This is a genomic window from Magnetospirillum sp. WYHS-4 (genome assembly GCA_039908345.1).
Lineage (GTDB): Bacteria > Pseudomonadota > Alphaproteobacteria > Rhodospirillales > GLO-3 > JAMOBD01.
This window is the reverse complement of the sequence record JAMOBD010000012.1, coordinates 1-24,580: the sequence shown is the minus strand read 5'-3', so window position 1 is coordinate 24,580 and position 24,580 is coordinate 1. Positions and strand designations below refer to the sequence as shown.

26 protein-coding genes, 1 other RNA gene and 1 pseudogene are annotated in these 24,580 nt (G+C 66.8%); 15 read left to right on the top strand and 13 right to left on the bottom strand.

The window, feature by feature from the left end:
• Positions 1–59 precede the first annotated feature (59 nt).
• Both H7841_05765 and H7841_05760 read left to right on the top strand, forming a co-directional pair.
• Positions 60–262: pseudogene (locus H7841_05765) on the top strand (transposase).
• Between the two features lie 208 nt (positions 263–470).
• On the top strand, positions 471–1,082 hold the full coding sequence (locus H7841_05760) for a hypothetical protein (GenBank protein ID MEO5336382.1): 612 nt from the start codon (positions 471–473) through the stop codon (positions 1,080–1,082).
• A 29-nt stretch (positions 1,083–1,111) separates the two neighbouring features.
• Here H7841_05760 and H7841_05755 read toward each other — a convergent pair whose 3' ends face one another.
• The 3 genes from H7841_05755 to gap all read right to left on the bottom strand — a co-directional run bounded on the left by H7841_05755 (position 1,112) and on the right by gap (position 4,723).
• Complete coding sequence (locus H7841_05755) at positions 1,112–1,951, bottom strand: hypothetical protein (protein ID MEO5336381.1); 840 nt, start codon at positions 1,949–1,951, stop codon at positions 1,112–1,114.
• A 97-nt stretch (positions 1,952–2,048) separates the two neighbouring features.
• A complete protein-coding gene (gene ftsZ, locus H7841_05750) occupies positions 2,049–3,527 on the bottom strand; it encodes a cell division protein FtsZ (GenBank protein MEO5336380.1) in 1,479 nt (492 codons plus the stop codon).
• 194 nt (positions 3,528–3,721) lie between these two features.
• Entirely contained in the window at positions 3,722–4,723 is a 1,002-nt protein-coding gene (gap, locus tag H7841_05745) for a type I glyceraldehyde-3-phosphate dehydrogenase (GenBank protein ID MEO5336379.1), read from the bottom strand.
• A gap of 325 nt (positions 4,724–5,048) precedes the next feature.
• Between gap and H7841_05740 the strand changes: the two genes are divergently transcribed.
• From H7841_05740 to H7841_05720, 5 genes are all read left to right on the top strand, one after another.
• The gene (locus H7841_05740; protein ID MEO5336378.1) at positions 5,049–5,294 is read left to right on the top strand and encodes a hypothetical protein; all 246 of its coding nucleotides are present in this window, start codon (positions 5,049–5,051) and stop codon (positions 5,292–5,294) included.
• 12 nt (positions 5,295–5,306) lie between these two features.
• The gene (locus H7841_05735; protein ID MEO5336377.1) at positions 5,307–5,642 is read left to right on the top strand and encodes a cell division protein ZapA; all 336 of its coding nucleotides are present in this window, start codon (positions 5,307–5,309) and stop codon (positions 5,640–5,642) included.
• 13 nt (positions 5,643–5,655) lie between these two features.
• Positions 5,656–5,814, top strand: a non-coding RNA gene (gene ssrS, locus H7841_05730) — 6S RNA.
• Positions 5,815–5,844: 30 nt separating this feature from the next.
• A complete protein-coding gene (locus H7841_05725) occupies positions 5,845–6,420 on the top strand; it encodes a 5-formyltetrahydrofolate cyclo-ligase (GenBank protein MEO5336376.1) in 576 nt (191 codons plus the stop codon).
• On the top strand, positions 6,417–7,229 hold the full coding sequence (locus tag H7841_05720; protein ID MEO5336375.1) for a YmdB family metallophosphoesterase: 813 nt from the start codon (positions 6,417–6,419) through the stop codon (positions 7,227–7,229). Before H7841_05725 ends, H7841_05720 begins: the two co-directional genes overlap by 4 nt.
• Here the strand turns inward: H7841_05720 and H7841_05715 are convergent.
• Positions 7,226–8,017 carry a sigma-70 family RNA polymerase sigma factor gene (locus tag H7841_05715; protein ID MEO5336374.1) on the bottom strand — a complete coding sequence of 264 codons (792 nt, stop codon included), beginning with the start codon at positions 8,015–8,017 and terminating at the stop codon, positions 7,226–7,228. The genes H7841_05720 and H7841_05715 overlap by 4 nt on opposite strands.
• Positions 8,018–8,119: 102 nt before the next feature.
• On the opposite strand from H7841_05715, the gene H7841_05710 reads away from it, so the two are divergent.
• From H7841_05710 to H7841_05685, 6 genes are all read left to right on the top strand, one after another.
• Complete coding sequence (locus tag H7841_05710) at positions 8,120–8,731, top strand: TetR family transcriptional regulator (protein ID MEO5336373.1); 612 nt, start codon at positions 8,120–8,122, stop codon at positions 8,729–8,731.
• A gap of 117 nt (positions 8,732–8,848) precedes the next feature.
• Entirely contained in the window at positions 8,849–9,334 is a 486-nt protein-coding gene (locus tag H7841_05705) for a phasin family protein (GenBank protein MEO5336372.1), read from the top strand.
• A 116-nt stretch (positions 9,335–9,450) separates the two neighbouring features.
• Complete coding sequence (locus H7841_05700; GenBank protein MEO5336371.1) at positions 9,451–11,103, top strand: hypothetical protein; 1,653 nt, start codon at positions 9,451–9,453, stop codon at positions 11,101–11,103.
• A gap of 47 nt (positions 11,104–11,150) precedes the next feature.
• The gene (fliN, locus tag H7841_05695; protein MEO5336370.1) at positions 11,151–11,429 is read left to right on the top strand and encodes a flagellar motor switch protein FliN; all 279 of its coding nucleotides are present in this window, start codon (positions 11,151–11,153) and stop codon (positions 11,427–11,429) included.
• Between the two features lie 104 nt (positions 11,430–11,533).
• Positions 11,534–11,878 carry a PilZ domain-containing protein gene (locus H7841_05690; protein MEO5336369.1) on the top strand — a complete coding sequence of 115 codons (345 nt, stop codon included), beginning with the start codon at positions 11,534–11,536 and terminating at the stop codon, positions 11,876–11,878.
• A 75-nt stretch (positions 11,879–11,953) separates the two neighbouring features.
• Positions 11,954–12,169 carry a hypothetical protein gene (locus H7841_05685; protein MEO5336368.1) on the top strand — a complete coding sequence of 72 codons (216 nt, stop codon included), beginning with the start codon at positions 11,954–11,956 and terminating at the stop codon, positions 12,167–12,169.
• Between the two features lie 3 nt (positions 12,170–12,172).
• On the opposite strand, the gene H7841_05680 is transcribed toward H7841_05685, so the two are convergent.
• Positions 12,173–12,418: a hypothetical protein gene (locus tag H7841_05680; protein ID MEO5336367.1), complete on the bottom strand. Its 246-nt coding sequence runs from the start codon at positions 12,416–12,418 to the stop codon at positions 12,173–12,175.
• 498 nt (positions 12,419–12,916) lie between these two features.
• Between H7841_05680 and H7841_05675 the strand changes: the two genes are divergently transcribed.
• Positions 12,917–13,312 (top strand): hypothetical protein, encoded by a 396-nt coding sequence (locus H7841_05675; GenBank protein MEO5336366.1) that lies wholly within the window; start codon positions 12,917–12,919, stop codon positions 13,310–13,312.
• The gene (locus H7841_05670; protein MEO5336365.1) at positions 13,312–13,959 is read left to right on the top strand and encodes a CREG family protein; all 648 of its coding nucleotides are present in this window, start codon (positions 13,312–13,314) and stop codon (positions 13,957–13,959) included. Before H7841_05675 ends, H7841_05670 begins: the two co-directional genes overlap by 1 nt.
• On the opposite strand, the gene H7841_05665 is transcribed toward H7841_05670, so the two are convergent.
• The 8 genes from H7841_05665 to H7841_05630 form a co-directional block, all read right to left on the bottom strand.
• A complete protein-coding gene (locus H7841_05665; GenBank protein ID MEO5336364.1) occupies positions 13,943–15,541 on the bottom strand; it encodes a glycosyltransferase family 39 protein in 1,599 nt (532 codons plus the stop codon). The genes H7841_05670 and H7841_05665 overlap by 17 nt on opposite strands.
• Positions 15,538–16,233, bottom strand: coding sequence for a VTT domain-containing protein (locus H7841_05660; protein ID MEO5336363.1), 696 nt, complete (start codon positions 16,231–16,233; stop codon positions 15,538–15,540). Before H7841_05660 ends, H7841_05665 begins: the two co-directional genes overlap by 4 nt.
• Positions 16,230–16,970, bottom strand: coding sequence for a glycosyltransferase family 2 protein (locus tag H7841_05655; protein MEO5336362.1), 741 nt, complete (start codon positions 16,968–16,970; stop codon positions 16,230–16,232). The genes H7841_05660 and H7841_05655 overlap by 4 nt, the downstream gene beginning before the upstream one ends.
• A gap of 50 nt (positions 16,971–17,020) precedes the next feature.
• Entirely contained in the window at positions 17,021–18,673 is a 1,653-nt protein-coding gene (locus H7841_05650; protein MEO5336361.1) for a hypothetical protein, read from the bottom strand.
• Between the two features lie 81 nt (positions 18,674–18,754).
• Positions 18,755–20,218, bottom strand: coding sequence for an NADH-quinone oxidoreductase subunit M (locus H7841_05645; protein ID MEO5336360.1), 1,464 nt, complete (start codon positions 20,216–20,218; stop codon positions 18,755–18,757).
• Positions 20,215–21,744 carry an NADH-quinone oxidoreductase subunit M gene (locus H7841_05640; protein MEO5336359.1) on the bottom strand — a complete coding sequence of 510 codons (1,530 nt, stop codon included), beginning with the start codon at positions 21,742–21,744 and terminating at the stop codon, positions 20,215–20,217. The genes H7841_05645 and H7841_05640 overlap by 4 nt, the downstream gene beginning before the upstream one ends.
• A 7-nt stretch (positions 21,745–21,751) precedes the next feature.
• Positions 21,752–23,308 (bottom strand): hypothetical protein, encoded by a 1,557-nt coding sequence (locus tag H7841_05635; GenBank protein MEO5336358.1) that lies wholly within the window; start codon positions 23,306–23,308, stop codon positions 21,752–21,754.
• Positions 23,305–24,580: DUF2309 domain-containing protein (locus H7841_05630; GenBank protein MEO5336357.1), on the bottom strand; the 1,276-nt coding region annotated here is incomplete at its 5' end. The genes H7841_05635 and H7841_05630, both read right to left, overlap by 4 nt.

The following is a 24,580-nucleotide window of genomic DNA, read 5'->3' as shown; positions in this document are numbered from 1 at the left end:
CAAGCGCCCGCCCTGTCGATAGCAAATTGAAATGATGGCGTTTCGAGATCGTGCGTGGGGTTGACGGGAAGGGCGGCGGCGGATTGGGGCGGGACGATGTCTTCGTCGAACGCCTGTGGCGCACGATAAAGTACAAGGATGTCTACCTGCGCGTCCGCGACAGTGTCGGCGAAGCGCGGCCAAGAGACCGCATTCGAGCCTTGACCGGCAGACGCCGGATCGGGCCTACTTCGACACTCGTCCCCAGGCGACGGCAGCATGATTTCGCCGCCTGAAACTGTCCAAACGATTCCGGCCGGATCTGACCTCGGATTTTCTCGTCGCATCGTCTTCGACAACAGGCTCCGAATATGAATAACAAGGCCCAAACTGCCGAGCGCGGCGTAGACTTCCTCCCGATCCTCGACACCCGGAATCAGGTCGTCAATACGCTCTATTGCAGGCCATGGAAAAGAAGGCCCGAGGGGAACTTGCTGTCGGACGACGCGGTTCTCGGCGATGGCTTGAATGGGGATCGGGTAAACTCGGCCCTTCTGCTCTCCGACATGTCCTGGACCACGTATCACGGCATCAAGAAAGCGGAGGAGTTGCTGAATCAGGGAAGCGATATCAAGGTCATCGTGCCCATAAACGGCGTCGCCCTGACCTACAAACCGATCGCGTCCGAGTTCGTCCGGCTTTGCAAGTCCGTGCCGGAACGGGTCTGGTCGAGCACCATCTTCGAGGTCACCAATGTGAACAACGTGGAACGCATGTCGTTCCTCGACGATATCGCCGTTATTCTCTATTCATTCTGCTTGACCTTCGGAGCCCGCATTCTTCCCACTTGCCGGGACCTTAAGATCTACTCCACATGCAATTACTCCGGCGTGGCGCTCACCATGGGCAATCGGCCCATGGACGTCGAAAAGATCCGCCCGTTCCTCAGGGATTTCGCGGAACGCACGGAAAGATGCCGGCTCAAGGCCTACCTGCACGATATCGCCACCCCCGAAATCGTCGATCTCGCCCGGGAAACCGGAATTCGGTTCGTCGACGGCAACGTCGTGAAAAGTCCGGAAAGCCTTCCCGGTTCCGACTGATAGGGGCCGACCGGGCCTGTCGGGATGGCTCACTCTTCCGGGGCTTTCGGAGATCCATCGCGGTCGAAGTGGACATCAAGCGACTTGTGCAACTTCCAAAGCTCTCCTTCTTCGAAAACAATCCGGATAAGATTGTTTTGTTCGCACCCCGCGACAAGAGACATGATTTCCTCGACTTCCCGGAGAATTTTCGACAGGTCGCGCCGAACCTCGGGCGAACCGCGGGCAACCGTTACCAGGGTGTCAGGATATTCGGCGAGATGCTTCGCGAAGCTGCGGAAGAAGGCATTCTTGTCGCCGACCGAGTAGGCTTCCACCAAGCCAGCCATGAATTCCTGAATCTTGTCCTTGTCTCCGTGAACCGCATTCAGCAATTGGACCAGGACCTGGGTAACCGTCATACTCAGGTCGTTAAGCGCCACGTTGATGATTTCGACCAGGGCACGCATCTGCTCAAGGCTGCCCGACGTCGAAGGAACGGGTACGGGGGGCGGAGCGGATCGCATTTCGGCGATCACCGCGAGTTCGCGGACCATATTCGCCGACAGAAGCTGCTGCGCCTTCATATCGGCCAGAGCGGCATCGCGGCTTTCGCGCGCAATTTCAACCATGGTGTTGAGGTTCCGGGCGACGAGATCGATCTGCCGGGCGTGCGCCCCGACCTGGGACGAAATGGCCTCCACACTTCGCGCAACCCTGGAGAACCACAGAAAGAAGGCCGAAACCGGTATGGGAACAAGGAGTGCCACGAACACCATGAGGGCCTCGTGCGGTAGGAGGGAAAACAGATTGCCCCACCCGATGAAGACCCAGATATAGATAACGCACAGGCTTAGCCAGGCTGCGGACAAGACGATCAGGCGCTTCATGTCGGGATTCCTCTCCATGCACTCTCTGGCGCCAAGGGGACCATGGCGAAACGATCAACGCCGATCTCCGGCTCCATCTGCTCTTCCTGCCATTTTCCTAGCCGCGGGTAAACAGGTGCGATATGCGGACCAGCTTGATGAGCCGATCGAACAAAGGGGCATCGCCCCCTGATTCTCGTCCGGGGACGGCCCCGCGGCCACATCCGGCCATCACCGCGGCCAGGAAAGGATCGCCGTCCCCAGGATGGGCCCGGGCGGGCGCACCGCCGGGTCGTGCCTTTCGAGCCCCGACGCCGCCCCCTTTTTCATCATGAGAATCGGAAGGTGGCGCGAAGACGGCGGGCGGCCGCTTCTCGGGAGGGGCCGGTACCGATAGAGCCTGGGGAGCCACCACGGCGGGGCGGGATGAGTCGAGCGGGGCGGCGATCTCTGGAAACAACGACGCCTGGGCGGCATGCGTCGGCCGAGCCGCCCCAACGGCGAGCGGCGATGGCGACGAGACCTTGGCGACGTCCGTTTCCGGAGAAGGCGCATTCTCCGGCGCCGGAACGTCCGCTTCGGGGGCCGCTTCTGACGGCGCTTCCCGTGCCATGGCGGTCATCACGAAGGGGACGGCCCGGTTGATCCCCGTCGCCACCACGGAAACACGCAGCCTGCCCTCGAGTTCTTCGTCAAGCACGCTGCCGAAGATCGTGAAGCAGTCGTCGCCCGCCTCGGCGCGGATGAGGCTGGCCACTTGATCCAATTCGGACAAGGTCATATCCCGGCCACCGGTGACGTTGATCAAGAGCTTGGTCGCCCCCCGGATCGACGGGCTGTCGAGCAGGGGATTGGCGATCGCCTTCCGGGCCGCCAACGTCGCCCGGTCGGGCCCCTCGACTTCCCCCGTGCCCATCATGGCCTTTCCCGCGCCGAGCATGACTGTACGAATATCGGAGAAATCGAGGTTGATCAGGCCGGGCAGGGTCACCAGGTCGGTCACCCCGCGAACCGCCGAATAGAGAACGTCGTCGGCCAGGATGAAGGCATCGACGAATGACGTATCCTTCTTGGCGATCTGAAACAGATTCTGGTTGGGAATGACAATCAGGGTATCGACAACCTTGGCCATCTCCTTCACGCCGGCTTCGGCCACACGCATGCGCTGGGCTCCCTCGAAGCCGAAGGGCATGGTCACGACTCCCACCGTGAGCGCGCCGATTTCCCGGGCGGCCTGGGCGATGACCGGTGCTCCGCCCGTTCCCGTACCGCCGCCCATCCCGGCGGCAACGAAAACCATGTCGCAGCCGGACAGTAATTCCCGAATGGTCTCGATGGCTTCCTCGGCGGCGGCACGCCCGATCTCGACCCGAGACCCGGAGCCCAGGCCCCGGGTGCTCTTCTGGCCGAGCACGATCCGATTTCCCGCCAACGACCGGCTCAGGGATTGAGCATCGGTGTTGGCGGCGATGAACTCCACGCCTTCAAGGCCGGAACGCACCATGTTGTCGACAGCATTGCAGCCCGCGCCGCCGACTCCGATCACCAAGATCCGCGGCTTGGGAACGGCCGGAACATCGTGAGGCCTGCTGTCCAGGTTCGAAGGCAAGGTTTCGTCCACCCATCGTCCGTCCACCTTGGCCGGACTTCCGGAGAGATACCATGTTTCCTCGGGAAGCGGAAAGCCCGACGGGAGAGGCTCCCTTCCCGCCTGCTCCCGGGAGCCTTCTTCCAAACGAAAGGGGCGGGCCCCGCGGGACCCGCCCCCTTTAACCCATCGGTGGAGTCGGCTTAGCTGGCCGCGACGTGCTTGACGAAGCGCAGCATGTTGCAGGTATAGCCGTACTCGTTGTCGTACCAGGACACGACCTTGACGAAGGTCGGGTCGAGGGCGATGCCGGCCTCGGCGTCGAAAATGGACGAGGCGCTGCAGCCGCGGAAGTCGGTGGAGACCACCTTCTCGTCGGTATAGGCCAGGGTGCCCTTCATCGGACCTTCCGAAGCCGCCTTCATGGCCTTGCAGACGTCGGCGTAGGAAGCGGGCTTCTCCAGTTCGACGGTCAGGTCGACCACCGAGACGTCGGAGGTCGGCACGCGGAAGGCCATGCCGGTCAGCTTGCCGTTGAGGGCGGGCAGCACCACGCCGACGGCCTTGGCGGCGCCGGTGGACGACGGGATGATGTTTTCCAGGATGCCGCGGCCGCCGCGCCAGTCCTTCTTGGACGGGCCGTCGACGGTCTTCTGGGTGGCGGTGGCGGCGTGCACGGTGGTCATCAGGCCACGCTTCAGGCCCCAGTTGTCATGCAGCACCTTGGCGATCGGAGCCAGGCAGTTGGTGGTGCAGGAAGCGGCGGAGACGATCTTCTGGCCGGCGTAGGTCTCGTGGTTCACGCCGTAGACGAACATCGGGGTCTTGTCCTTGGAGGGCGCGCTCTGCACGACCTTCTTGGCGCCGGCATTCAGGTGGGCCTGGCAGGAAGCCTCGTCGAGGAAGAAGCCAGTGCACTCGATCACGATGTCGGCGCCGATCTCGTTCCACTTCAGGTTCGCCGGGTCCTTCTCGGCGGTCAGGCGGATCTTCTTGCCGTTGACGACCAGGTTGTTGCCGTCGAGCGAGATGTCGCCGTTGAAGCGGCCATGTACCGAGTCGTAGCGCAGCATGTAAGCCAGGTAGTCGGGGTCAAGCAGGTCGTTGATGCCGACCACCTCGATCTCCGGGAAATCCTTGGCGACGGCGCGGAAGACCATGCGGCCAATTCGCCCGAAACCGTTGATGCCTACACGAATGGCCATAACATCCTCCCTATCTGTCCTACAGTCTGGCGTGACGAAGCCCCGAACCGGGGCGGTTGATTCCTTGGACGCATCCCATATCACACCACCCCGGCGCCGGTTAACACTCCTCCAGGCGGGAACCCCGTACTCAACGGGGTAGGATGACGCTTTTCGGGCTGTTCGATGTCGCGGGCGGCAGCATCGGACCTACCCGCCGCCTCGTCAATATCAATTTACGGTGGGTGTTTTTCACGATGCTTTAAGAGTCTCGGGCTAAGTATCGGGAGTTGACGGATTCGCGGGCGCCGCCTAATCTGTGGACAATGTCGGGGTGGATACTGGGATGAACGCACAACTGCAAAGGCCGACCCGCGTGACCCGGGCCTGGGAACGGCTGGACCGGGCGGTGAATCGCTTGGACGCCGCCCTGGCCGCGCAACTCAAGCGCGCCGAAAGCACGGAATCCGGAATGCGCCAGGCTCTCGACGGGGCCAGGACGGAGAATTTGGCCCTGCGCGACGCGGCGGGAACCATCTCGCGTCGCCTGGACATGGTCATGACGCGTCTGCGCGACGCCATCGCCGAGTAGGAGCAGCGTCCCATGGCCCAGGTCATCGTCACCGTCAACGGCCGCCGTTACGAGATTGCCTGCGACGATGGCCAGGAAGCCCACCTGATGCGCCTGGGCGCCTACGTGGACAAGCGGGTCAGCGAACTGATCGCCGCCGTGGGCCAGGTGGGCGACGCCCGGCTCCTGGTCATGGTCAGCCTGCTGCTGGCCGACGAATTGGCCGACATCTATTCCGAAATGGAAAAGCTGAAGGTCACCAACAAGGGCGCCGCCGCCCGCATGGACGCGGAAGACGCCCTGGGCGACGGCCTGGAAGCCCTGGCTTCGCGCATCGAAGGTATTGCGGCGCGCCTCGAACAAGCCTAGACTCTCGTTTGGACGGTGGCTGCGGGTCACGTCAGGCTGCGTCAATCCCTGGGGCCATAGTTGAACTCCTCGGGAGCTGTCCCTGCCGAGCCCGTGGGCTCGGTATATGGCGCCCACCTGCTCATGCAGGCCACGGAGGATTCGCAGGGCCAACGGCCTCCGCGGCGCCGTCCATTTCTTTCCTGCCCGGTCGGCTTTTTCCATGGACATCGACGACGAGAAGCGGCGGCTGAGGGCGCGGTTCCGTTCCTTGCGCCGCGACCTGACGGCCGACGGCGGACCGGCATTGGCCGGCTATCTTGTCGCCGGACTGACGCTTCTGGAACTGGAACCGGGCCGCGATGCCGCGGCCGGCTATTGGCCGATGGACGGCGAGGCCGACATCCGCCCCGCCATGGAGCTTCTGGCCGCAAAGGGCTTCGCCACCGCCCTGCCGGTGGTGGCGAAGCCAGGCAGCCCCCTGCTCTTTCGCGCCTGGCGGCCAAGCGAGGCCTTGCGGCGCGGCCCCCACGGGGCGTCCGAGCCCCTGGAGGACGCCCCGGAGGTCGAGCCGACCCTGATCCTCCTGCCCCTGGTGGCCTTCGACGGCCTGGGCTTCCGCCTGGGCATGGGCGGGGGCTATTACGACCGCACCCTGGCTGCCCTCAGGGCCCGCCGGAGGGTGGTCGCGGTGGGGGTTGGTCACGGACGGCAAAGAGTGGACAGGCTGCCTTGCGACAGGCACGATCAGCCCCTCGATTGGGTCCTGACCGAGGAAGGGCTGGAAAAGACGCCATGAAGATCCTGTTCTGCGGCGACGTGATGGGCAAGACCGGACGCAAGGCGGTCCTGGAGCGGGTGCCCGAACTGCGCCGCAAGCTCGACCTCGACTTCGTGGCGGTGAACGCCGAGAACGCGGCGCACGGCTTCGGCATCACCCCCGACATGGTGACCGTCCTTCTGGCCGCCGACGTGGACGTGCTGACCACCGGCAACCACGTCTGGGACAAGCGCGAGGTCATGAACTACATCGACGGCGAGCCCCGCCTGCTGCGCCCCATCAACTACCCACCCGGCACCCCCGGCAAAGGTTTCGGTGTCTTTCCGTCCCGCGACGGGGGACGGGTTCTGGTCATCAATCCCATGGGCCGGCTGTTCATGGACGCCATCGACGACCCCTTCGCGGCGGTCGAAAGGGTACTGGCCGAACATTCCCTGAAGCGGGGCGTCGATGCCATTCTCGTCGACATGCATGCGGAAGCCACCAGCGAGAAGATGTCCATGGGCCACGTACTGGATGGCCGCGTCTCTTTGGTGGCGGGCACCCATAGCCACGTGCCCACCGCGGACGCCCACGTGATGGCGCGGGGAACCGCCTATATCACCGACCTGGGCATGTGCGGCGACTACGATTCCGTGATCGGCATGCAGAAGAAGACCGCCACCGCCCGCTTCACGAAGAAGCTGCCCACGGAGCGCCTGGAACCGGCGGAAGGCGAGGCGACCTTCTGCGCCGTCTATGTCGAGACCGACGACGCCACCGGCCTGGCCCGCCGCATCGCCCCCGTCCGCTTAGGCGGTCGCCTGGCGGAGGCTTGGCCGATCTAGGCGACCACCGGCCCCAACGTCGCGCGGAGGGTGGCCAGGGCCTTGGCTTCCAGTTGCCGGGCGCGGTCCTTGGACAGGCCCAGTTCGCGGCCGATGGCCTCGAAGGTGGCCTTGGCCTCGTCCAGGTAGCGTCGCTCGATGACCAGGCGCTCGCGCGGCGAAAGCAGGGCCAGCCCCTTCTCGATCAGGCGCTTGATCTGGCCGCGCTCCGCCATCTCCTCGGGCCCCGGATCGGGGGCCGCGACCGCCGCCAGTTCGACCTCGGAGGCCCGGTCGGCACGCGCCACCCGCCTCGCCAGGGCGCGCACCTCGGCGACGGTGGTGTCGAAGCGACGGGCCAAGGCGGCGGCGATTTCGTCGCTCAGTTCCCCCGCCCCGCCGGCCAGACGGCGAAGATGCAGGAACAGCGCCCGCTGCGCGTTGGTGGTGCCGATGCGCACCAGGGACCAAGACTCGATGGCATGGTCCTGGATCGCCGAGCGCACCCACCATGCGGCATAGGTCGAGAAGCGGGTCCCCTGGGCGGGATCGTAGCGCCGCGCCGCCTTCAACAGCCCGCCCACCCCTTCCTGGACCAAGTCGGCCAGGGGTAGACCGGCATTGCGGTAGCGCCGGGCGATGCGGATGACGAAGCGCAGATGCGACAGCACAAGCCGCCGTTCCGCCTCCCGATCGCCGGCTCCGGCCCGGATCAGCAGCCGGCGTTCCTCGGCGGCTCCCAGCAAGGGATGGAATCGCGCGGCCCGAAGCAGATCGGCGATGGCGGCGGCAGGCGAGGTCGGCGGCATGGCGTGCCTGTGCGAAAGGACTTTAACCTGACGCGGTCTAGCCTAGATATAGGGTAGGGGCAACAGGGTTGCCCGAAGTCTCCGACCCGGAAGGATACCGCCATGCCCCGCAAGGCCACGCCCGCCGACCACATCATCGCCGCAACCCTCGATCTGGCCGCCCAGCAAGGCTGGAAGTCCCTGGGGCTCGCCACCGTGGCCGCCAAGGCCGAGACCAGCCTAGCCGAGATCCACAGCCTGTTCGGCGACCGGGCCGGCATCCTGAAGGCCTTCCTGGATCGCATCGATCGTCAGGTCCTGGCCACCGTCCCCGACGCCGCCGACAGCCCGCGCGACCGCCTGTTCGACGTGGTGATGCGCCGCTTCGACGCCCTCGCCCCTTACAAGAAGGCCCTGGGCGCCATCCTGCGCGACGCCCCCTTCGATCCCGTGGTCGCCCTGCTGCTGTTGCCCCGTTTCGGGCTTTCCCTGGCCTGGATGCTGGAAGCGGCCGGCCTGTCGGCGGGAGGGCTTTGCGGACTGGCACGGGTCCATGGACTGGCTGTCATCTACGCTACGGCCTTTGCCGCCTGGATGCGCGACGACAGCCCCGACCTGAACGGCACCATGGCCGTCCTCGACCGGGCGCTCCGGCGGGGCGAGGCCTTGGCGGGCCTTTGCGGCAATCTTGGCGGGCGCCCTCGCACCCCTGCGTCGGGCCCGGTTTCCGGTTGAATTTTTCCGGTCATTGTGCAGTGCAGCATTTTTCATTGACTCGGGGCCCCATCTGGAGGATATTGGACCTATGCTGCATTGCAGCAACATGCATTGTGCTTTCGGGAGGATCGAAACATGGCCAAGGCTAGCAACCCCTTCTTCGGAATCGACATGACCAAGTTCGCGGCCGAGTTCGATCCCGCCAAGATGACCGAGGAATTCACCAAGATGGCGGGGCAATACCAGGTGCCCGGCGTCGACATGAATGCCGTGATCGACAGCCAGCGAAAGAATCTGGAGGCCGTCACCCAAGCCAACCGCGTGGCTCTGGAGGGCATGCAGGCCTTCGCCAAGCGCCAAGCCGAAATCCTCCAGCAGACCCTGGGCGAGACGGTCGCCGCCGTCGAATCCCTGACCGGTTCCGGCACCCCCCAGGAAGCCACCGCCAAGCAGGCCGACCTGGTCAAGACCGCCTACGAGAAGGCGCTCGCGAACATGAAGGAACTGGCGGAGCTGGTCGCCAAGTCCAATGCCGAGGCCGGCGAGACGATCAACAAGCGCATCGCCGAAAGCCTGGACGAGATCAAGAAGGCCGCGCTCGACATCAAGAAGAAGAAGTAACCCGTTCCCGAACGGGGGAAGATGGCAAGGGCCGCCGGTTTCCGGCGGCCTTTCCATTTGCGGGCGGACGGTAAAGGTGATACTTCGCCGGTCAGGTCGCTCCGGAGGGTAGAACCATGGGCAGTCGTCCCGCACCCCGCCTCGCCGCTTTCGTCGTCGCGTTTGCCTGCATGGCTGCCGCCTCTTTCGCCTTCTGGGGCTGGATGGGCCGTCCGGTACCCCTGCCCGACGTGCCAGGGGCCCGCCTGCAATGCATGTCCTACACCCCCTTCGAAGGCGGGCTATCGCCGCTCGACAAGGACTACGACGTCTCGCCGGCCACGGTGGATCGCGACCTCAGGGTGTTGAAGGATCATACGGACTGCGTGCGCACCTATTCGTCCATGCGTACCCAGGGCTACGTTCCGGCTGCCGCCGCCAAACTGGGCATGAAGGTTCTGGCCGGCATCTGGATCAGCGGCACCAAGGAATCCGACGACAAGGAAATCGCCGCCGCCGTCGCCGCCGCCAAGGCCAACCCCGAGGCCATCCGCGCCATCGTGGTCGGCAACGAAGTGATGCTGCGCCGGGAAATGAGCGGCGACCGCCTGGCCGGCATCATCCGCTCGGTCAAGGCGCAGACCAATCTGCCGGTGACCTACGCCGACATCTTCGAGTTCTGGCGCCGCAATCCTCAACTGGCGGACGCCGTCGACTTCGTCACCATCCACATCCTGCCCCATTGGGACGATCCGGAGCCGGTGAGCATCGACGAGGTGCAGTCCCACGTGCGGGGCATCGTCGACAAGGCGCGGGCCCTGTTCCCCCACAAGCGCCTGACCATTGGCGAGATCGGCTGGCCCAGCGCCGGTCGCACCCGCGGCGCCGCCGCACCCACCCTGGTCAACGAGGCCCGCTTCATCCGCGAATTCGTGCGCCAAGCCGATTCCATCGGCGTCGGCTACAACATCATCGAGGCCATCGACCAGCCCTGGAAGAAGTGGCCGGAAGGCACGGTGGGCGGCTACTGGGGCCTGCTGGACAAGGATCTGAAGCCCAAGTTCCCCCTGGCTGGCCCGGTGACCGAGTGGCCCCAGTGGCGCGCCGCCTTCGGTTTCTCGACTGCCGCCTCTCTGCTCCTGCTCGGATTCGGACTGGTAGGCGGCTGGATCTTGTCCTGGGGCCGCTGGCTGGTCCTGGCCGCGCTGGGCCAAGCCGCGGGCGGCGGGCTTGCCATCGCCGCCGATCACATCCGGGTCACGGCGCTGGGCCTTTGGGACTGGGCGCTGGGCATCGGCGGCCTAGGCCTGATCGTCGCCGCCGCCCTGCTGGCCCTGCCTTTGATCCGCGCGAGCGGCAGCCCCTGGACCCGGGCCGTTCCGGCTCCGCTGTCGGAGGTCGTCGCCTGCCTGCGCCGGCCCAGCCGCCTGGCCTGCACCCCGGCCATGGCCATGGGCATTCTGACCTCGCTCATGCTGGTGGCGGGGGCCGCCATCGCTCTCATCATCGCCGTCGACGGCCGCCATCGCGACTTTCCCATTCCGATCTTCTGGCTGCCCGCATTGGTGCTGGCGGCGCGCCACTGGCTGGGGCCCGAGGAAGGGCCGGGCGCCGACCACCGCGAGGAAGGCTGGATGGCCATCGTCCTGGTGGTTGCCGGATTCGGCGGCCTGGACGGGTTGCGCAACGTCGAGGCAATGGCTTGGTGCGCCACCTGCCTGGTCCTCGCCGCCCCCTGGCTAAGCGCCGCCCGCCACGAACTGGCCCGGCTGAAGGCGGCCCTGCTGTAGACATGCCGGCCGGGCGCGACTACCCTGGAGGCTTCAAGGAGTCACACATGGCGGACGACGGCAAGAGCAAGGGCAAGAAGGGGATGGAAGCCATCTACGACGTCCCCGTCGAGGTGCATACCGTGCTCGGCAAGTGCTCGATCCAGGTCAACCAGCTGCTGCGCCTGGGGCGCGGCGCGGTGGTGGAACTGGACAAGAAGGTGGGCGAGCCGGTGGAAATATACGCCAACAAGCGCTTGGTAGCGCGGGGGGAACTGGTGGTGGTCGACGGCCGCCTGGGCGTCACCATGACCGAAATCATCCGCACCGAAGTCAAGAAGAGCTAGCGGAATTCCCGCCAGGCCTTGCGGCCATGGCACTTCCTGTTGCTGGAAGACCATCCGCGGAGGTATGGTCGGACCAGAGAAAAGCGACTGGGGAGGGCCTGCGGATGACCAAGCGCAAAGTTACCGTCGTCACCACCGGCAACGCCAGCGACAAGCGCCAGCATCCGCGCTACGAGCTGCCGGTCATCCGGGTCCTGGTCAAGGACAAGGAATACGATCTGGTCGACGTTTCCTCGGAAGGCGTGTTCGTGGCCGGCGTCGAGGGCACCTGGCCCGACGGCGCCCCCATCGAGATGACACTGAAGGTACCCTTGATGAACAAGGTCTCGCCCATGGTCATCGAAGGCGTGGTGATCCGCCAGTCGGCACGCGGCTTGGCCATCCACTACGGCACCCCCAACCGCACCTGGCCGCAGGTCCTGCGGGTGCTGGACATCAAGACCAAATAGGGCCGTTTACGGTTCCTTGACGAATTCTTTCTACCCTGGGCTCACCAACGCCGGCACCCAGAAAGGGAGTTCGTCATGGCCGACATGAGTCTCGCAGTTTTCCTGTTCACCGCGATCATGGGCATTCTCTATCTGGTCGGCGACCTGAAGACGATGGCCGCCAAGAACGCCGCCCAGGCTGCCCGGGACGCCGCCCAGCGCCGCAGCACCGTAGTCCGGCTGGCCCGCGCCCCGCGCACCGACTACAGTCGCAACGACTTCATTCCCTACGAATTCCGCGAAGCCGCCTGAACCTTATTTACCGCCCCGCGTCAGGCCCTTGACCATCTGTGCGGCCAGTTCCGGATTGTCTCGCAGCAGCTTCAGCATCTGGCGCGCCACCGAATTTTCCATCCCGGCCTCAATGCGGTCCATGTCCAGGTGGCGGTTGCCCAGCCGGCTGGCTGCCTGTTCGCGCTTCCGTTCACGGCGCAGCACCTCGTCCGGGTCGTCGGCGAGGACATAGGCGGACGGGACGGGAGGACCCTTGCGATCGTTCATCCGTCAATTATAGCCCTGAGTCCTTGACGAGTGGTGAAGAACCCAATTTCAGGGATATTGGGTGAAAAGCGCAAAGGGAAATGAACCTACCCGTCCGCCCCGTAGGCGCTCCCAAGCTTTGGCAGGATGCTTGCCGGCAGCGGTCGGCACCCATGGCCTTCGGCGAGCAGGCAGGCGGCGGTGTCGTAGGGATTTCCGAACCGGCTCATGCTGGGGAGGATGCCCCGGCGTTGCAGCACGGCGGTATAGTCGCCGCAGGCGTACTGGACGCCTCGGTCGGAATGGTGGACCAGGGTTGCCGGGCCGCGGATCGCGGGCCGTTATGGCCATTTCCAGGGCTGCGATGGCAAGGCTGGCCTGCAGGTGGGTTGCCAGCGCCCAGCCCACCACCCGGCGGGTGAAGGCGTCGATCACCACAGCAAGATAAGCGAACTCGTCGGCTAAACCGTGCGATTTTCCGGGTTGACGGCGGGGCCCTTCCGGGGAAATTCTAGGGCCATGGTCCGTATCGCCTTGTTCGCCGCCCTGCTGATGCTCGCCACCATCCTTCGGGCGGAGGCCAAGTGCTTTCCCGTCTACGGCAACTGGTGCGGCGTCAACCATCCCCATCCGGCCACCAACCCGCCTCCCGTCGATGCCTTCGACAATGCCTGCCGCAATCACGACATCTGCTGGGCGATGACCGGCGGCGGCACCGGCTGCGACATCGCCTTCGTCCAGGAACTGCGGGGGGTGGCGTGGCAATACGGGTACCTGCCCCGTCCCCTCCAGTGGGCGGAAAGCCTGCTGCGCATGCGTTCGGGCGGCATGCCCATGCCCTGGGACATGCCCTTCCCGGCGCCCGGCGACATGTTCGGGGTCATGGACATGATGACCGCCGACTGCGGCTACTGATGGATTTGCCCAAGGACAACCGCTTAGCGCTGCGGCGCGTGGCACGGGCCTGCCGCAAAGGAGCCCTGGCGAGCCTGATGGCGGAAGGCGGTGCACCTTATGCCTCCCTCGTGACCGTCGCCTTCGACCACGACCTGTCGCCCATCCTGCTGCTTTCGGGGCTGTCGGACCACACCCGCAACCTGAAGGCGGATGGGCGCGCCTCCCTGCTGCTCGACGGCACCGAGGGTCTGGCCAATCCCCAGGCCGGCCCGCGGGTTACCCTGTCGGGCGTCGCCGTGCCGACGGCCGACGAGCGGCTGCGGCGCCGGTTTCTCGCCTGCCACCCCGGGGCGGCGCTCTATGCCGGATTCGGCGATTTCGGCTTCTGGAAGATGCATCCGGAAAAGGCCCACTTCGTCGGCGGCTTCGGCCGGGCAGTCTGGTTTCCGGCACCTTTCGGCCTCAATCGGGCGGCGGCTTTCGCGGCGGCGGAGGAGGAAATTCTCACCTGTTTCCCCGAGGGCGCCTGGAAGCCGGTGGCCGTCGATCCCGATGGTTGCCACCTGGCCCGCGGCGAGACGATCCGCCGGCTGGCCTTCGACCCGCCCGCCGACACTCCCGAGACGGCGCTCGCCCTGCTGTCGAAGATCAGCTTAGACGCTTGATGCGGTTCGGATCGCGGCGCACTTCCTCAATGTCCCAGACGGCGATCCAGGATCGGCGGAACTGGCGCACCAAGTCGGGGTTGCCTTCGGTCGGCCGCACCCGGTGATAGGTGACGACCTTGCCCTTGGATGTCGCGGCCAGCCAGTCGGCGATCTCGCCATCGCCGACCGCAGCCATCGGCTTTTCCAGCCGGCCCAGGAAATGGAATTGTCCGTGGTACTTGCCGTAATGGGCCAGGACGTACCCTTCCTTCTCCCATTGGGCCAAGCGGCGGGCCAGGGGTTCCAGGTCGAAGGTCTCGCGCAGCTCGGGCATGGCTGCCAGATGGGCGGAAGCAACCAGCAGCACCGACAGGGCCGCGGGTCCCGCCGCCCGGGCCAGCGGGCTGGCCATCGGTCGCAGGATCAGCGCCAGCCCGGCCGCCACGGGCAGCAGTCCCCAGCCGGCGTCCATGCCTTCCAGCCAGTCGGGAACCCTGACGAACCTCTCCGCCACGGGCTCCAGCAGCATGGCGACGCCCACCAGGATACCGAAGCCGCCCACCGCGATCCGGTCCAGCCGCCGGCTGTCCTGGCCATCGATCAGGCGAGCCGCCAGAAGGGCGATGGCGGGGAATTCCGGCAGCAGGTAATGAAGCTGCTTGCCGCTAATTAGGGAAAAGACCACAAGCGCCGACAAGAACCAGACCAGGCAAAAGCGTACCGCGCCGTCGGACAGCAGGTCCGGCCAGCGCCTTTGCGCCCGCCAAAGCGGCGGCCACAGCGTCCAGGGCAGCAAAAGGCCCGGCAGGACCGCCAGGTACCACCACCAGCCGCGCTTGTGGGCGAAGGAATCCACCACCCTGCCCGCCGATTGGCCCCAGAAGATGGCGCGGCGGTAATCCTCGCCGCCCGCGATGCCGGCCGGAACGGCCCAGGCCAGGCCGATGGCGGCCCCGGCCAGGACCGCCAGCCCCAGGCCCTGGTACCAGGCCTTCCAGGGCCGGCCGGGCCCGGCCAAGCGGGGCGCCCACCAGGGCGCGGCCAGGGCGACGGGCAGAATGTGCAGGAGAATGGCCGGGCCCTTGGCGAGGATGCCGAGCCCGATGCCCAGCGCCACCAGACCGAAGCCCTTCCACCCCCCTTCCCGCCAGGCCATCAGCAACCCCAGCAGCCCCACCAGGGCGCAGAAGCCCAGCATCAGGTCGAAGAAGGTCAGGGTGCCGAACAGGGTGAAGAACAAGGCGCCGCAAAGGACGAAGGCGGCCGCCTGGCCCCGTTCCGGAGCCTGGGGCCAGAGACGGCCACCGATGGCGGCGGTAAGGAACAGGTTGGCCAGCCCCATCAGGGGCACCACCAGGCGGGCCCAGGTCTCGTTCACGCCGAAGGCGGCCCAGCCGAGATCGATCAGCCAGAACATCAGCGGCGGCTTGTGGCTGTAGGTTTCGCCGTTCAGATGCGGTACCAGGAAATCGCCGCCCTGCATCATCTCCCAGGCTACCGACAGGTAGCGGGTCTCGTCCATGGGCAGCAGCGGGCGCGTCGCCAGCACGACGGCCACCAAGCCCAGCCACAGAAGGGTCCAGAGGACGGACGGCCTCACGGCAAAGTCTCCTCGCCGATCTGGCGGTCGATGTCGGCGTCCAGGCTCTTGCCGTGGCGGTAGCGGTGATAAAGATAGACCCCCAGCAGCCCCGACAGCACGAACAGCACCACGCCCACGGCGATGCGTCCTTGGGAATCCACCGTGACGCCGCTGCCGCTCAAGGCGAAAACCAAGTTCTGCGGCATGTAGCCGACCAGCGAGCCGGCCAGGAAGGGCAAAGGCCGCACGCGGCTCACCCCGGCCAGCAGGTTGGTCGCCACGTTGCTGCCCACCGGCAGAAGGCGGATCAGCAACGTCATCGAGAACGGATTGTCGTGCAGAAAGTCGTCGATCCGCTTGACCTTGCCGGGAAAGCGGCTGGCGACCAGCCGGCGTCCCAGGAAGCGGGCGTAGAAGAAGGACCCCACGCAGCCGAGGCCCGTCGCCGCCAGGGACCAGGCCGTTCCTTCGACTACGCCGAAGGCGTAGCCGCCCAGGAAGGCCACCGCTTGGCGGGGAAAGCCGACGCCGGTCAAAAGCGCGCCGGCGCCCAGGTAGAGCATCTCGCCTTCCAGGCCCCTGCCCTTGACGTCGGCGTCGATCCAGGCGGTATCGAAGACCGCGTCCAGGTGCAGGGCCTTGGCGAGGAACCCCAGGGCCACCAGCGAGACGATGAAGGCCAAGCCGCGCAGGAAGACGCGAAAGTTCATTCTTCGACCTGGGGCTTGCTGCCCCGCCTTTGCAGCCACATGACGCCTAGCAGGTCGACGAGGCCCACCATCAGGCGGTCGAGCATGCCGTACTTGGAAACCCCGCGGGCGCGCGGGCGGTGATTGACCGGCACCGACTGCACCCGGCCGCCCCGGCGAAGCATCAGGGCGGGCAGGTAGCGGTGCATGTGGTCGAAACGCGGCATGTCCAGGAAGGCGGTACGGGTGAAGACCTTCAGCCCGCAGCCGGTATCCGGCGTCGCGTCGCCCAGAAGGCCGCCGCGCACGCGGTTCGCGACGCGCGACTGCAGGCGTTTGTACGGCGTGTCCTTGCGTTGCGTCCGATGGCCGGCGACCAGAAGCAGGTCCGGATCGGGAGCCAGGCGCAGCACCTCCAGGAGGCGGGGAATGTCCGCGGGATCGTTTTGGCCATCGCCGTCCAGGGTGGCCACGATCGGAGCGCTTGCGGCCTTGACGCCGGTGGCCACGGCAGCGCTCTGGCCGCAGCAGGCGCGATGGCGAAGGCAGCGCAGTTCGGGGATCTGGGCCTTGAGGGTCCGCAGCCGCTCCCAGGTGGCGTCGGAACTGCCGTCGTCCACATAGACGATCTCGAACGGTCCGACGTCCGCCAGGGCTGCGCGGATCTCGGCGATCAAGGGGGCCAGGTTGTCGGCTTCGTCGTGGACCGGCACCACGACGGCAAGCTGCGGCGGAATCCGGTCGGAAGCGGCGGTCATTCGCTGAATCCTAGCTGGGCGCCCGCTTATCGCAGATGCTTACGCCGGCTTCAACATTTTCCGGGCGCGATGCCGCGGAAAGCGCGGCCGGGCTTGGCGAAGGGGCAGATCGAACCTTCCCGGCGGGCCGCCATGGCGCGGCAGAAGTCGGCCTGCGAAGCCTCGCCCAACACGATTCCCGCCACCCGGTCGGCATCGTCGAAGGCCAAGTCAAGATGCCAGAGTCCGGCGTCCTGGTCCAGTTCGACCAGGACGGTACGCCGGGCCGACGCCTTGTCGGCCCCCGGCGCGGCGCAGCCCAATTGCGCCACCGGCAGGGAGGAGAGAATCTCCATGGCCTCGGCAGGCGCCACGGCCGGAACGATGGTGGACGAGGCTGACGGAACGGCGCGCGAGGACGCCTGGGTCAGCCAGAACCCTGCTTGGTCGAATAGCGCCACACCGGGAGCGAAGCGGGAAGCGAGGCTTTCCCTGAGGGCGGGCGGAACCTTGGGGTTGAGGGCCGTGGTCACTTGGCTGGCCACGGCGTCCATCCGCCGGGTGCGGCTCGCATTCACCGGAGTGGGCTTGTCGGTCGGCGGGAAACCGCCCTTCTCGATCATCGCCAGCCCTTCCGGCCCCAGGCAGGACCCAAGGTCCCCGCCGGTCGCGAAAAGCGAACGGACCTGGAAGACGGTTCGCAAGACCGCCGCGCTATCCTGAAGACTGAGACCGGCTGCGTTGCCAAGCCTCGTCCGCAGGGCTCCGCAGGCTTCGGCCAGTTCGGCCGGACCGGCGGTCAACGCGGCCCCCATGGCCTGACCGGCGCGCGCCGCCAGGTAATCGCCTACCGTCCGGCCGCCGTCCGCCGGCAGAGCCGAGAGTGTGGCCAGGGAAAGCTGGGGCACGGCGCCCACGGGAAAAAGAGGTGCATGAGACCCCAGGCGGAAGGACAGGCGCATCAGCGCATGGCCGTTGGTGTCCACGAGTTCCACGATCCGGCCACGCGAATCCGCACCATCCTTGAGCAGGATGTCGAAGGACAGCAAGCCATCGACGGTCTTGGCTCCCAGGCCATTCAAACGGTCGGCGAAGGCCTGGGCGCGCAACTGCACGCCGCCCGGACTGGTCCAGAGGGGCGCCGGCTCGGCCGACAGGAAGGAATACAGGCTTTCCGCCTCGCCCGCCAAGCCGCCCACCAGGGCGGCGTCGGCCCCGGGAACGTAGGAAACGGCCAACGACACGATGGCCTTGGCGGCGCCGTTGGCGGCGAACAGTGGTGTCATCCGCACCCCGCCATCGCCCAGCAAAAAGGCGGCCCGGAATTCAGGCGACGACGCCAGGACCGCAACCGGAACCGGCGGCAGTCGCCGACCGTCGTCCAGCGCCGTAGAGGCGCTCAGAACCGCAACTCCCACTTGGCCGGAGAAGCTGGCGAACAACTCCCGAAAGAAAGGCGCGGCATCGACGCCGGCCTGCGCCCCGCCCACGAGAAACGCGTAGCCTTCGGGCGCCAAGGCGGGACGGACTTCGTCGTCGGCGAGAATGCGGCCCCGTTCGGCGAACAAGCGGCGGGCCGCCTCGGGAGACAGTTCGGGCGGCGGCGGGGACGTCTCGGCCGGCTGCGTCCGCAAGGCCGGGGACAAGGCGTAGTAAAGACTGAATCCAGCGAGCGCAACGGCTCCCAGCACGACCAGCGCGACGAAAAGTCCGCGTTTGCTCACAGCCACCCCCTTCCCGCCTCCCTGGCGAGGGGAAAGAGGCTACCAGCATGGAGGCCGTCGGGCAACCCGCTAACGGCCCGTCTAACGGCCTAGGCCGCTCATCCAGCCTTCCGCCGCGCCGCGAGTGAAGTCCAACACCGCCGCCGGATAAAGCCCCACTGCCAGGACCAGAAGTCCCAGCACCACGGCAATAACCAGTTCGCGCGGCTGCAAATCCAGGCAGTCGTCCACGGCCACGTTGCGCACCGGCCCAAGGAAGGCCTGGCGGTAGAATCCCAGGAAATAGGCGGCTCCGAGGATCGCCCCGCCCAGAGCGGCCAGGGCCGCCCCCTTGTGGGAGGCCAGTGTCCCCAGAAGAATCAGATGTTCGGCGGCGAAGCCCGAGGTCAGCGGCACGCCCATCCCCGCCAGGCCCAACAGAAGGAAGAAGGTGGCCGCCATGGGCATGCGGCTTGCCACGCCGCCCAGATGCGCCAGGTCGGTGGAGCCGATGCGGTGATGCACGAAGCCCGCGATCAGGAAGGCGCCGCCGGCAGCGATGGTGAAGTTGAGAAGCTGGAACACCGCCCCCTGCAGACCTTGGATGGTGAAGGTCGACAGGCCCAGCAGCACCATGCCCACATGGCTGATGCTGGAAAAGGCCAGCAGCCGGCGCAGGTTCGTCTGGGCCAGGGCGGCCAGGGCGCCGTAGAGGATGCCCACCACCCCCATGCCGGCCAGCAGCCAGTGCAAGTCCTGCGCCGCCTGGGGCGCGAGCGGGATGGCGAAACGGATCATGCCGTAGGCTCCCAGCTTCAGCCCGGTCATCACGGCCGCGACGGCGGCAGGGCCTTCCATGGCGATGGTCGGCAACCAGGTATGCAGAGGGAAAACCGGCGTCTTGACCGCGAATCCGACCAGCAGCAGCAGGAACACCGCCAGTTGCGCCTCGGCCGGCAGCGGCTGGGCGAGCAGGGTCGGCAGGTCGAAGACCGGCTCGGCATGGCGGAAGGCGGCTAGCAGGAAGCCGAACAGCAGCGGCACGCCACCGCCCAGCATCATCAAGGTGTACTTGACCGCCGCATAGCGCCGATGGGGCCCCACGCCCCACAGGCTGACCAGGAAGTAAACTGGCACCAAGGTCAGTTCCCAGAACAGGAAGAACAGCAGGGTGTCGAGGGCGCAGAAGATGCCCATCGTCACCCCTTCGAGCAGCAAAAGCAGGGCGAAATAGAGCCGGGGCATGGTCCGCACCCCGGTCCACGAAGCAAGAGTCGTCGCCACGAAGAGCAACGCCGTGAGCGGCAGGAACAGGGCCGACAGGCCATCGATGCCCAGGTGGTAATGGGCGTTGAGACTGGGAATCCAGACCATCTTCTCGACCAACTGGAAACCGGCGGCATGGGAGTCGACGCCACCCGCCACCGCCAGAGCCAAGCCGAGTTCGGCAATGGCCAAGCCCAGGGCCGCCCCGCGCGCATGGCGGTCGGCCGGCAGCAGGACCAGCAGCAGCGCCCCCAGGAGAGGCAGGCCGATCAGAGCGGACAGCAAGGGAAGGCCGTTCATCGCCGAGCCTCCTTGGCCGCGTAGGGCGCCGCGAGGGAATGGCTGGTGGTCTCCACCAGCTTTAGCCAGGGTTCCGAGAAGAATCCCGCCGCCAACTGGACCACGATCACGGTGGCGGCCAGGGCCAGTTCGATGGGACTGGCGCGACGCACGGCCTTGGCGCCCGCCGCGTCGCTCGCCGGTGGAGCCAGGAAGGCGCGTTGGAAGGCCCAAAGCAGGAAGGCGGCAGCCGTCACGTTGCCCAGCGCCGCCGCGATGGTGACCAGGGCGCCGAAGCGGTCGATGGCCGCTTCCAGCATCAGGTGGGCGGCATCGAAACCGGGCGTGCCCGGCATGCCGACGATGGCGAGACCCGCCACCAGGAAGGCGATGCCGATCAACGGCAGGCGATCGAACAGGCCCCCTAGGCGGGACAGCAGCATGGTCTGGGTGCGCCGGTAGACCAACCCGGCCATGAACAGCAGGCCGGATACCGCCAGGCCGAAGTTCACGGCCAGGAGGACGCTGCCCTGGAAGGCCTGGGGATGAAGGCTGAACAGGCCGATGACCAGGACGCTGGTGTGGCTGACCACCGCATAGGCCAGGAGACGCCGGAGGTTCTGCTGCATGAGCGCCAGCAGGGCGGCGTAGAAGATGCCGGCGGTGGCGAAGGCGACCACGTAGGGATGCCATTGCAGCACCGCCTCTGGCAGCAGCGGGAAGAGAAAGCGCAGCAGGCCGTAAACCCCGGTCTTGAGGCCCAGCAGGAAGACCAGGCCGGGAGCCACGGTCCCGTGCTCGGCGGCCAAGGGCAGCCATCCGTGCAGAGGAAACAGCGGGATGCGGATCGCCAGCCCGTAGAACAGCAGGTAGAAGATCACCGAACGCAGCGGCCCCGGAACCGGCGTGCCCGACAAGGCCAGAAGGTCGAAGCTCCACCGGCCGCCGGCCGTGTCGGCATGGTTCCAGCCCAGCATCAGGGCGGCAGCCAGCAGGAGCAGTAGACCGAAACCCATGAACTCGTAAAAGCGGGCCAGCGCCGTGCCTTCCTCGGACGAGGTCGCCCAGGCCTTCAGCAGGTAGCCCGCCGCCGCCACCTGGACGATCGAAAGCAAGGTGAACCACAGCAAATCCACCGTCGCGAACTGGCTCATCAGGGCCGCCTCGCCGATGAAGACCACGGCCAGGAAGCGCGACTGCGGCGAGAAGGGCCGCACCTTGCCATAAAGGGCAACCATCAGCGTCAGGAAGGCGGTCAGCAGCACGAACAGCACCGTGATGCCGTCGGCCGCCGCATGGTAGGCCAGGGGTCCCAGGATGGATAGACGCTCGGCGAACTGCAGGGCTGGATTGGCTTCGTCGAAACGCAGATACAAATAGACCGCCAATCCCAGTTCCAGGGCGCCCAGCGCCAAGCCGAAGACGAAGGCGGCGTTCTCGCGCCGTATGCCGGACAGCACCAACGCCCCGGCCAAGGGGACCAGTTGCAGCAGTCCGAGGATCGGAAGGGTCGCTTGCGCCGTCCAGGGAATTTCGGTGAGCGTCATGGGCGGCCTACAGGATCACGATGAAGGTGATGACGATCAGCAAGAGCAGATAGCGCGGCTGGGCGAGCAACCGGTCGGCCAGCATCAGATAGGCCCCCAGGTAGCGGAGCGCCCGCGTCATGCCTTCGCCGCCGCTGCTGAGCACCAGGCGGTCCTCGAACCAGTGCAGGGCTCCGGCGATGCGTTCGAGCAGCCGCCCCAGCATGCCGCGCCCGTGGGCAACCTCGTCCAGGTCGCCGCCTCCAAGGCCGGCTTGGCGCGCCTCCCATTCGGCCAAAGAGGAGACCATGCCGGCGGTGTCCGGGCGGCCGACGATACGGTTGACCATCTGTTCGTCGAAGGTCTGCACATCCCGGCCCAGGGCCTGGGTCGGCCGGGCTAGAAGCGCCTCGGCCAGCGGATCGAGCCAGAAGCGCCCCAGCGCCGCGGCGAACAGGCCGCGCCGCCGCGCCAGCCAGGCGGGCACCGGCCGGGCCGGCTTGCCGGTCAGGTGCATGTAGGCCGGCGCGCCCAGGAACTGGTAGGCCCGCCAGGCGGCATGGGCCGCCATGTGCCATGCCGCCAGGTCGAACAGGCCCAGGCCGCATTCGGCGAACATCAACCCCACCTGCGCCTGGGTGGAAAAGATCAGGGCGCTTTTCACATCGGTCTGCACCAGCCCCACCAACAAGCCGTAAACCGCGGTCAGAAGACCCAGCACCACCAGCGCCAGCATCAGGGCGGGCGAGCGCGAGACCAAAGGTTCCAGCCGGATCAGCAGGAAGACCCCGGCATGGACCATGAGGGAGCCGTAGAACACGGCGCTGGACGGCGTCGGCCCTTCCAGGGCGCGGGCGATCCAGGCGGCAAAGGGCATCTGGGCCGACTTGGCGAGCGCCGCCAGGGCGAATCCGCCGGCCGCCACCCCGGCGGTCAGGGTCCCCAGGTTGGGCGCGCCACGGAACAGAGCCGGCCATTCCGGCCCCTGCACCCAGTAGTATGACAAGGCGATGGACACCACGAAGCCGGCGTCGCCGAAACGGTTGGCGATGAAGGCGCGGGCCGCGTTGGCGGTGGCGTTGGGACGGTCGAAGGCATAGCCGATCAGCAGGTAGGAGGCGATGCCCGCCACCTCCCAGCCGACGAAGGCCAGCACGGCGTTGCCGGCCAGCACGATCATTAGCATGGCGCCCTCGAACAGGCAGAGGATGGCGAAGAAGCGCTGGAACCCGGCTTCCCGGTGCATGTAGTTGACGGAAAACCGCAAGGTCAGGAAGGACACCAGCGCCACCATGCTGGCCATCGACAGGGCCAGGGGATCGACCAGGAAGCTGACCATCACCCGATAGGAACCGCTCTCCAGCCAGGGGAAAAGGGCCAGGTAGCCGGGCGCGCCGCGCAGCAGGGCCTGGCCGTCAAGGGCCAGCAGGATGAACAGCGAGAGCAGGGCCGCCCCCTGGGCGGCCCAGGCGGTGGGGCGTTCGCCGGGTTCTCCCCGGTTGCCGCCGCCCATGTAGCCGAGCCCGATCCAGGCGGCGGCCAGCCAGGGCAGCAGGGGAACCGACAGAACCAAGGCCTTGGTCATCGCGCGTCCTCTCCCGGCTGGCGGATCAGGGCCGGCGGCAGGGGGCCCTCGTGGCCGGCGTACCAGTCGGCCGAACGGCCGACCAGGGGCGGCGCCTTCAGGTTCGGGGCCCAGGCCTCCCAACCGACGTTCGGCCGGAAGACGTGCAGGGCCCCGCTACCGGGTTCGATGGCCGCCAGATGGATCCAGGCCCCCCCCACCAGTTCGCGGATCGCCGGCTGGCGTTCGTAGATGGCGGTCAGGATTTCCGGTTTCTGCTCGACGATCACCAGCAGCCGCATGGCCTCGTGGATCTCGATCATCTGGCGTGGCAGGCCGGTGCGCAGGTCGGACGCCGTGCCTTCCATCACCCCCAGGAAGCCGGTGACGTTGTGCACCACCTTGGTGCCGCAGCCGAAGCGGTCGTTGTTCACCGTCGAGAAGTAGTACTCCAGGCTGATGCCCGCCCCCACCGGCCCGGCGGCCAGCAGGATGCCTTCGACGATGCGCCCTTCCGCATCCTGGGTGGGGTCGTAAGAAATCAGGAACATGCGGCGGTCGAAGAAGACGCCCTGCGCCACCGAGCGCCGGCCGATCAGGGCGCAGGCGTTGGTGGCGTGCCCCAGTTCGGGCCGCGCCTGGCTGAAGTCGCGGGCGCGGCCTTCCATATGGGCGAGGGCCCGCTCCAGGCTGGGGCGGCGGGGCGCCGAGGCCAGGCGCCGACAGCGTTCATGGGCCGACTTTCGGCGCGCGTCCTCCAGATCGGCCTGGAAGGCGGCGAGGGCGGGGGCGAAAGCGGGGGGCATGCGGTCCAGGTCGTACCACTCCAGGCCCTCGTCGCCGGTATTGTGCTCGACGCCCAGAAACCAGGTATCGTCCGGAATGGCGATGCCCCGTTCCGCCAGCAGGCCCCTGACCTCCGGCCGGTTGGCCATGGTGGCGAAGATGCGGGCGTTGGGACCGCCGTGGCGACCGCTGCAGGCGCCGCAGTCGTAGGCCGCCAAGTGGGGATTGTTCTGGCTGAAGGAACCATGGCCGACCATGACCACCAGGGGCGCGAAGCCGTAGGTCAGGCCGACCATGCGCAGGAAGGCCTCCACCCGGCCGGCCTGCTCGCCGTCGGTGAAGCCCAGACGCGGTTCGGCGGGGGTGGGCGTGCGTCCGTCCTCGGGGGCGTCGAGGGCCAGATCGGTCGCCACTTCCAGGTCTGCCGCCGACTTCACGATTTCGACCAAGCGGCCGGTGGCACGGGGCGCCAGCAGCTTGCCGGCCAGCAGGGCCAGCGCCCCCGGC

Coding starts and splice junctions, on each gene's coding strand:
- H7841_05640 (MEO5336359.1), bottom strand. CDS start 21,744: ATGACGCTCACCGAAATTCCCTGGACGGCGCAAGCGACCCTTCCGATC.
- H7841_05660 (MEO5336363.1), bottom strand. CDS start 16,233: ATGAACTTTCGCGTCTTCCTGCGCGGCTTGGCCTTCATCGTCTCGCTG.
- H7841_05670 (MEO5336365.1), top strand. CDS start 13,312: ATGGATTTGCCCAAGGACAACCGCTTAGCGCTGCGGCGCGTGGCACGG.
- H7841_05715 (MEO5336374.1), bottom strand. CDS start 8,017: ATGCCGCCGACCTCGCCTGCCGCCGCCATCGCCGATCTGCTTCGGGCC.
- H7841_05675 (MEO5336366.1), top strand. CDS start 12,917: ATGGTCCGTATCGCCTTGTTCGCCGCCCTGCTGATGCTCGCCACCATC.
- H7841_05700 (MEO5336371.1), top strand. CDS start 9,451: ATGGGCAGTCGTCCCGCACCCCGCCTCGCCGCTTTCGTCGTCGCGTTT.
- fliN (MEO5336370.1), top strand. CDS start 11,151: ATGGCGGACGACGGCAAGAGCAAGGGCAAGAAGGGGATGGAAGCCATC.
- H7841_05680 (MEO5336367.1), bottom strand. CDS start 12,418: ATGAACGATCGCAAGGGTCCTCCCGTCCCGTCCGCCTATGTCCTCGCC.
- H7841_05705 (MEO5336372.1), top strand. CDS start 8,849: ATGGCCAAGGCTAGCAACCCCTTCTTCGGAATCGACATGACCAAGTTC.
- H7841_05755 (MEO5336381.1), bottom strand. CDS start 1,951: ATGAAGCGCCTGATCGTCTTGTCCGCAGCCTGGCTAAGCCTGTGCGTT.
- H7841_05690 (MEO5336369.1), top strand. CDS start 11,534: ATGACCAAGCGCAAAGTTACCGTCGTCACCACCGGCAACGCCAGCGAC.
- H7841_05740 (MEO5336378.1), top strand. CDS start 5,049: ATGAACGCACAACTGCAAAGGCCGACCCGCGTGACCCGGGCCTGGGAA.
- H7841_05685 (MEO5336368.1), top strand. CDS start 11,954: ATGGCCGACATGAGTCTCGCAGTTTTCCTGTTCACCGCGATCATGGGC.
- H7841_05635 (MEO5336358.1), bottom strand. CDS start 23,308: ATGACCAAGGCCTTGGTTCTGTCGGTTCCCCTGCTGCCCTGGCTGGCC.
- H7841_05655 (MEO5336362.1), bottom strand. CDS start 16,970: ATGACCGCCGCTTCCGACCGGATTCCGCCGCAGCTTGCCGTCGTGGTG.
- gap (MEO5336379.1), bottom strand. CDS start 4,723: ATGGCCATTCGTGTAGGCATCAACGGTTTCGGGCGAATTGGCCGCATG.
- H7841_05710 (MEO5336373.1), top strand. CDS start 8,120: ATGCCCCGCAAGGCCACGCCCGCCGACCACATCATCGCCGCAACCCTC.
- H7841_05720 (MEO5336375.1), top strand. CDS start 6,417: ATGAAGATCCTGTTCTGCGGCGACGTGATGGGCAAGACCGGACGCAAG.
- H7841_05735 (MEO5336377.1), top strand. CDS start 5,307: ATGGCCCAGGTCATCGTCACCGTCAACGGCCGCCGTTACGAGATTGCC.
- H7841_05725 (MEO5336376.1), top strand. CDS start 5,845: ATGGACATCGACGACGAGAAGCGGCGGCTGAGGGCGCGGTTCCGTTCC.
- H7841_05645 (MEO5336360.1), bottom strand. CDS start 20,218: ATGAACGGCCTTCCCTTGCTGTCCGCTCTGATCGGCCTGCCTCTCCTG.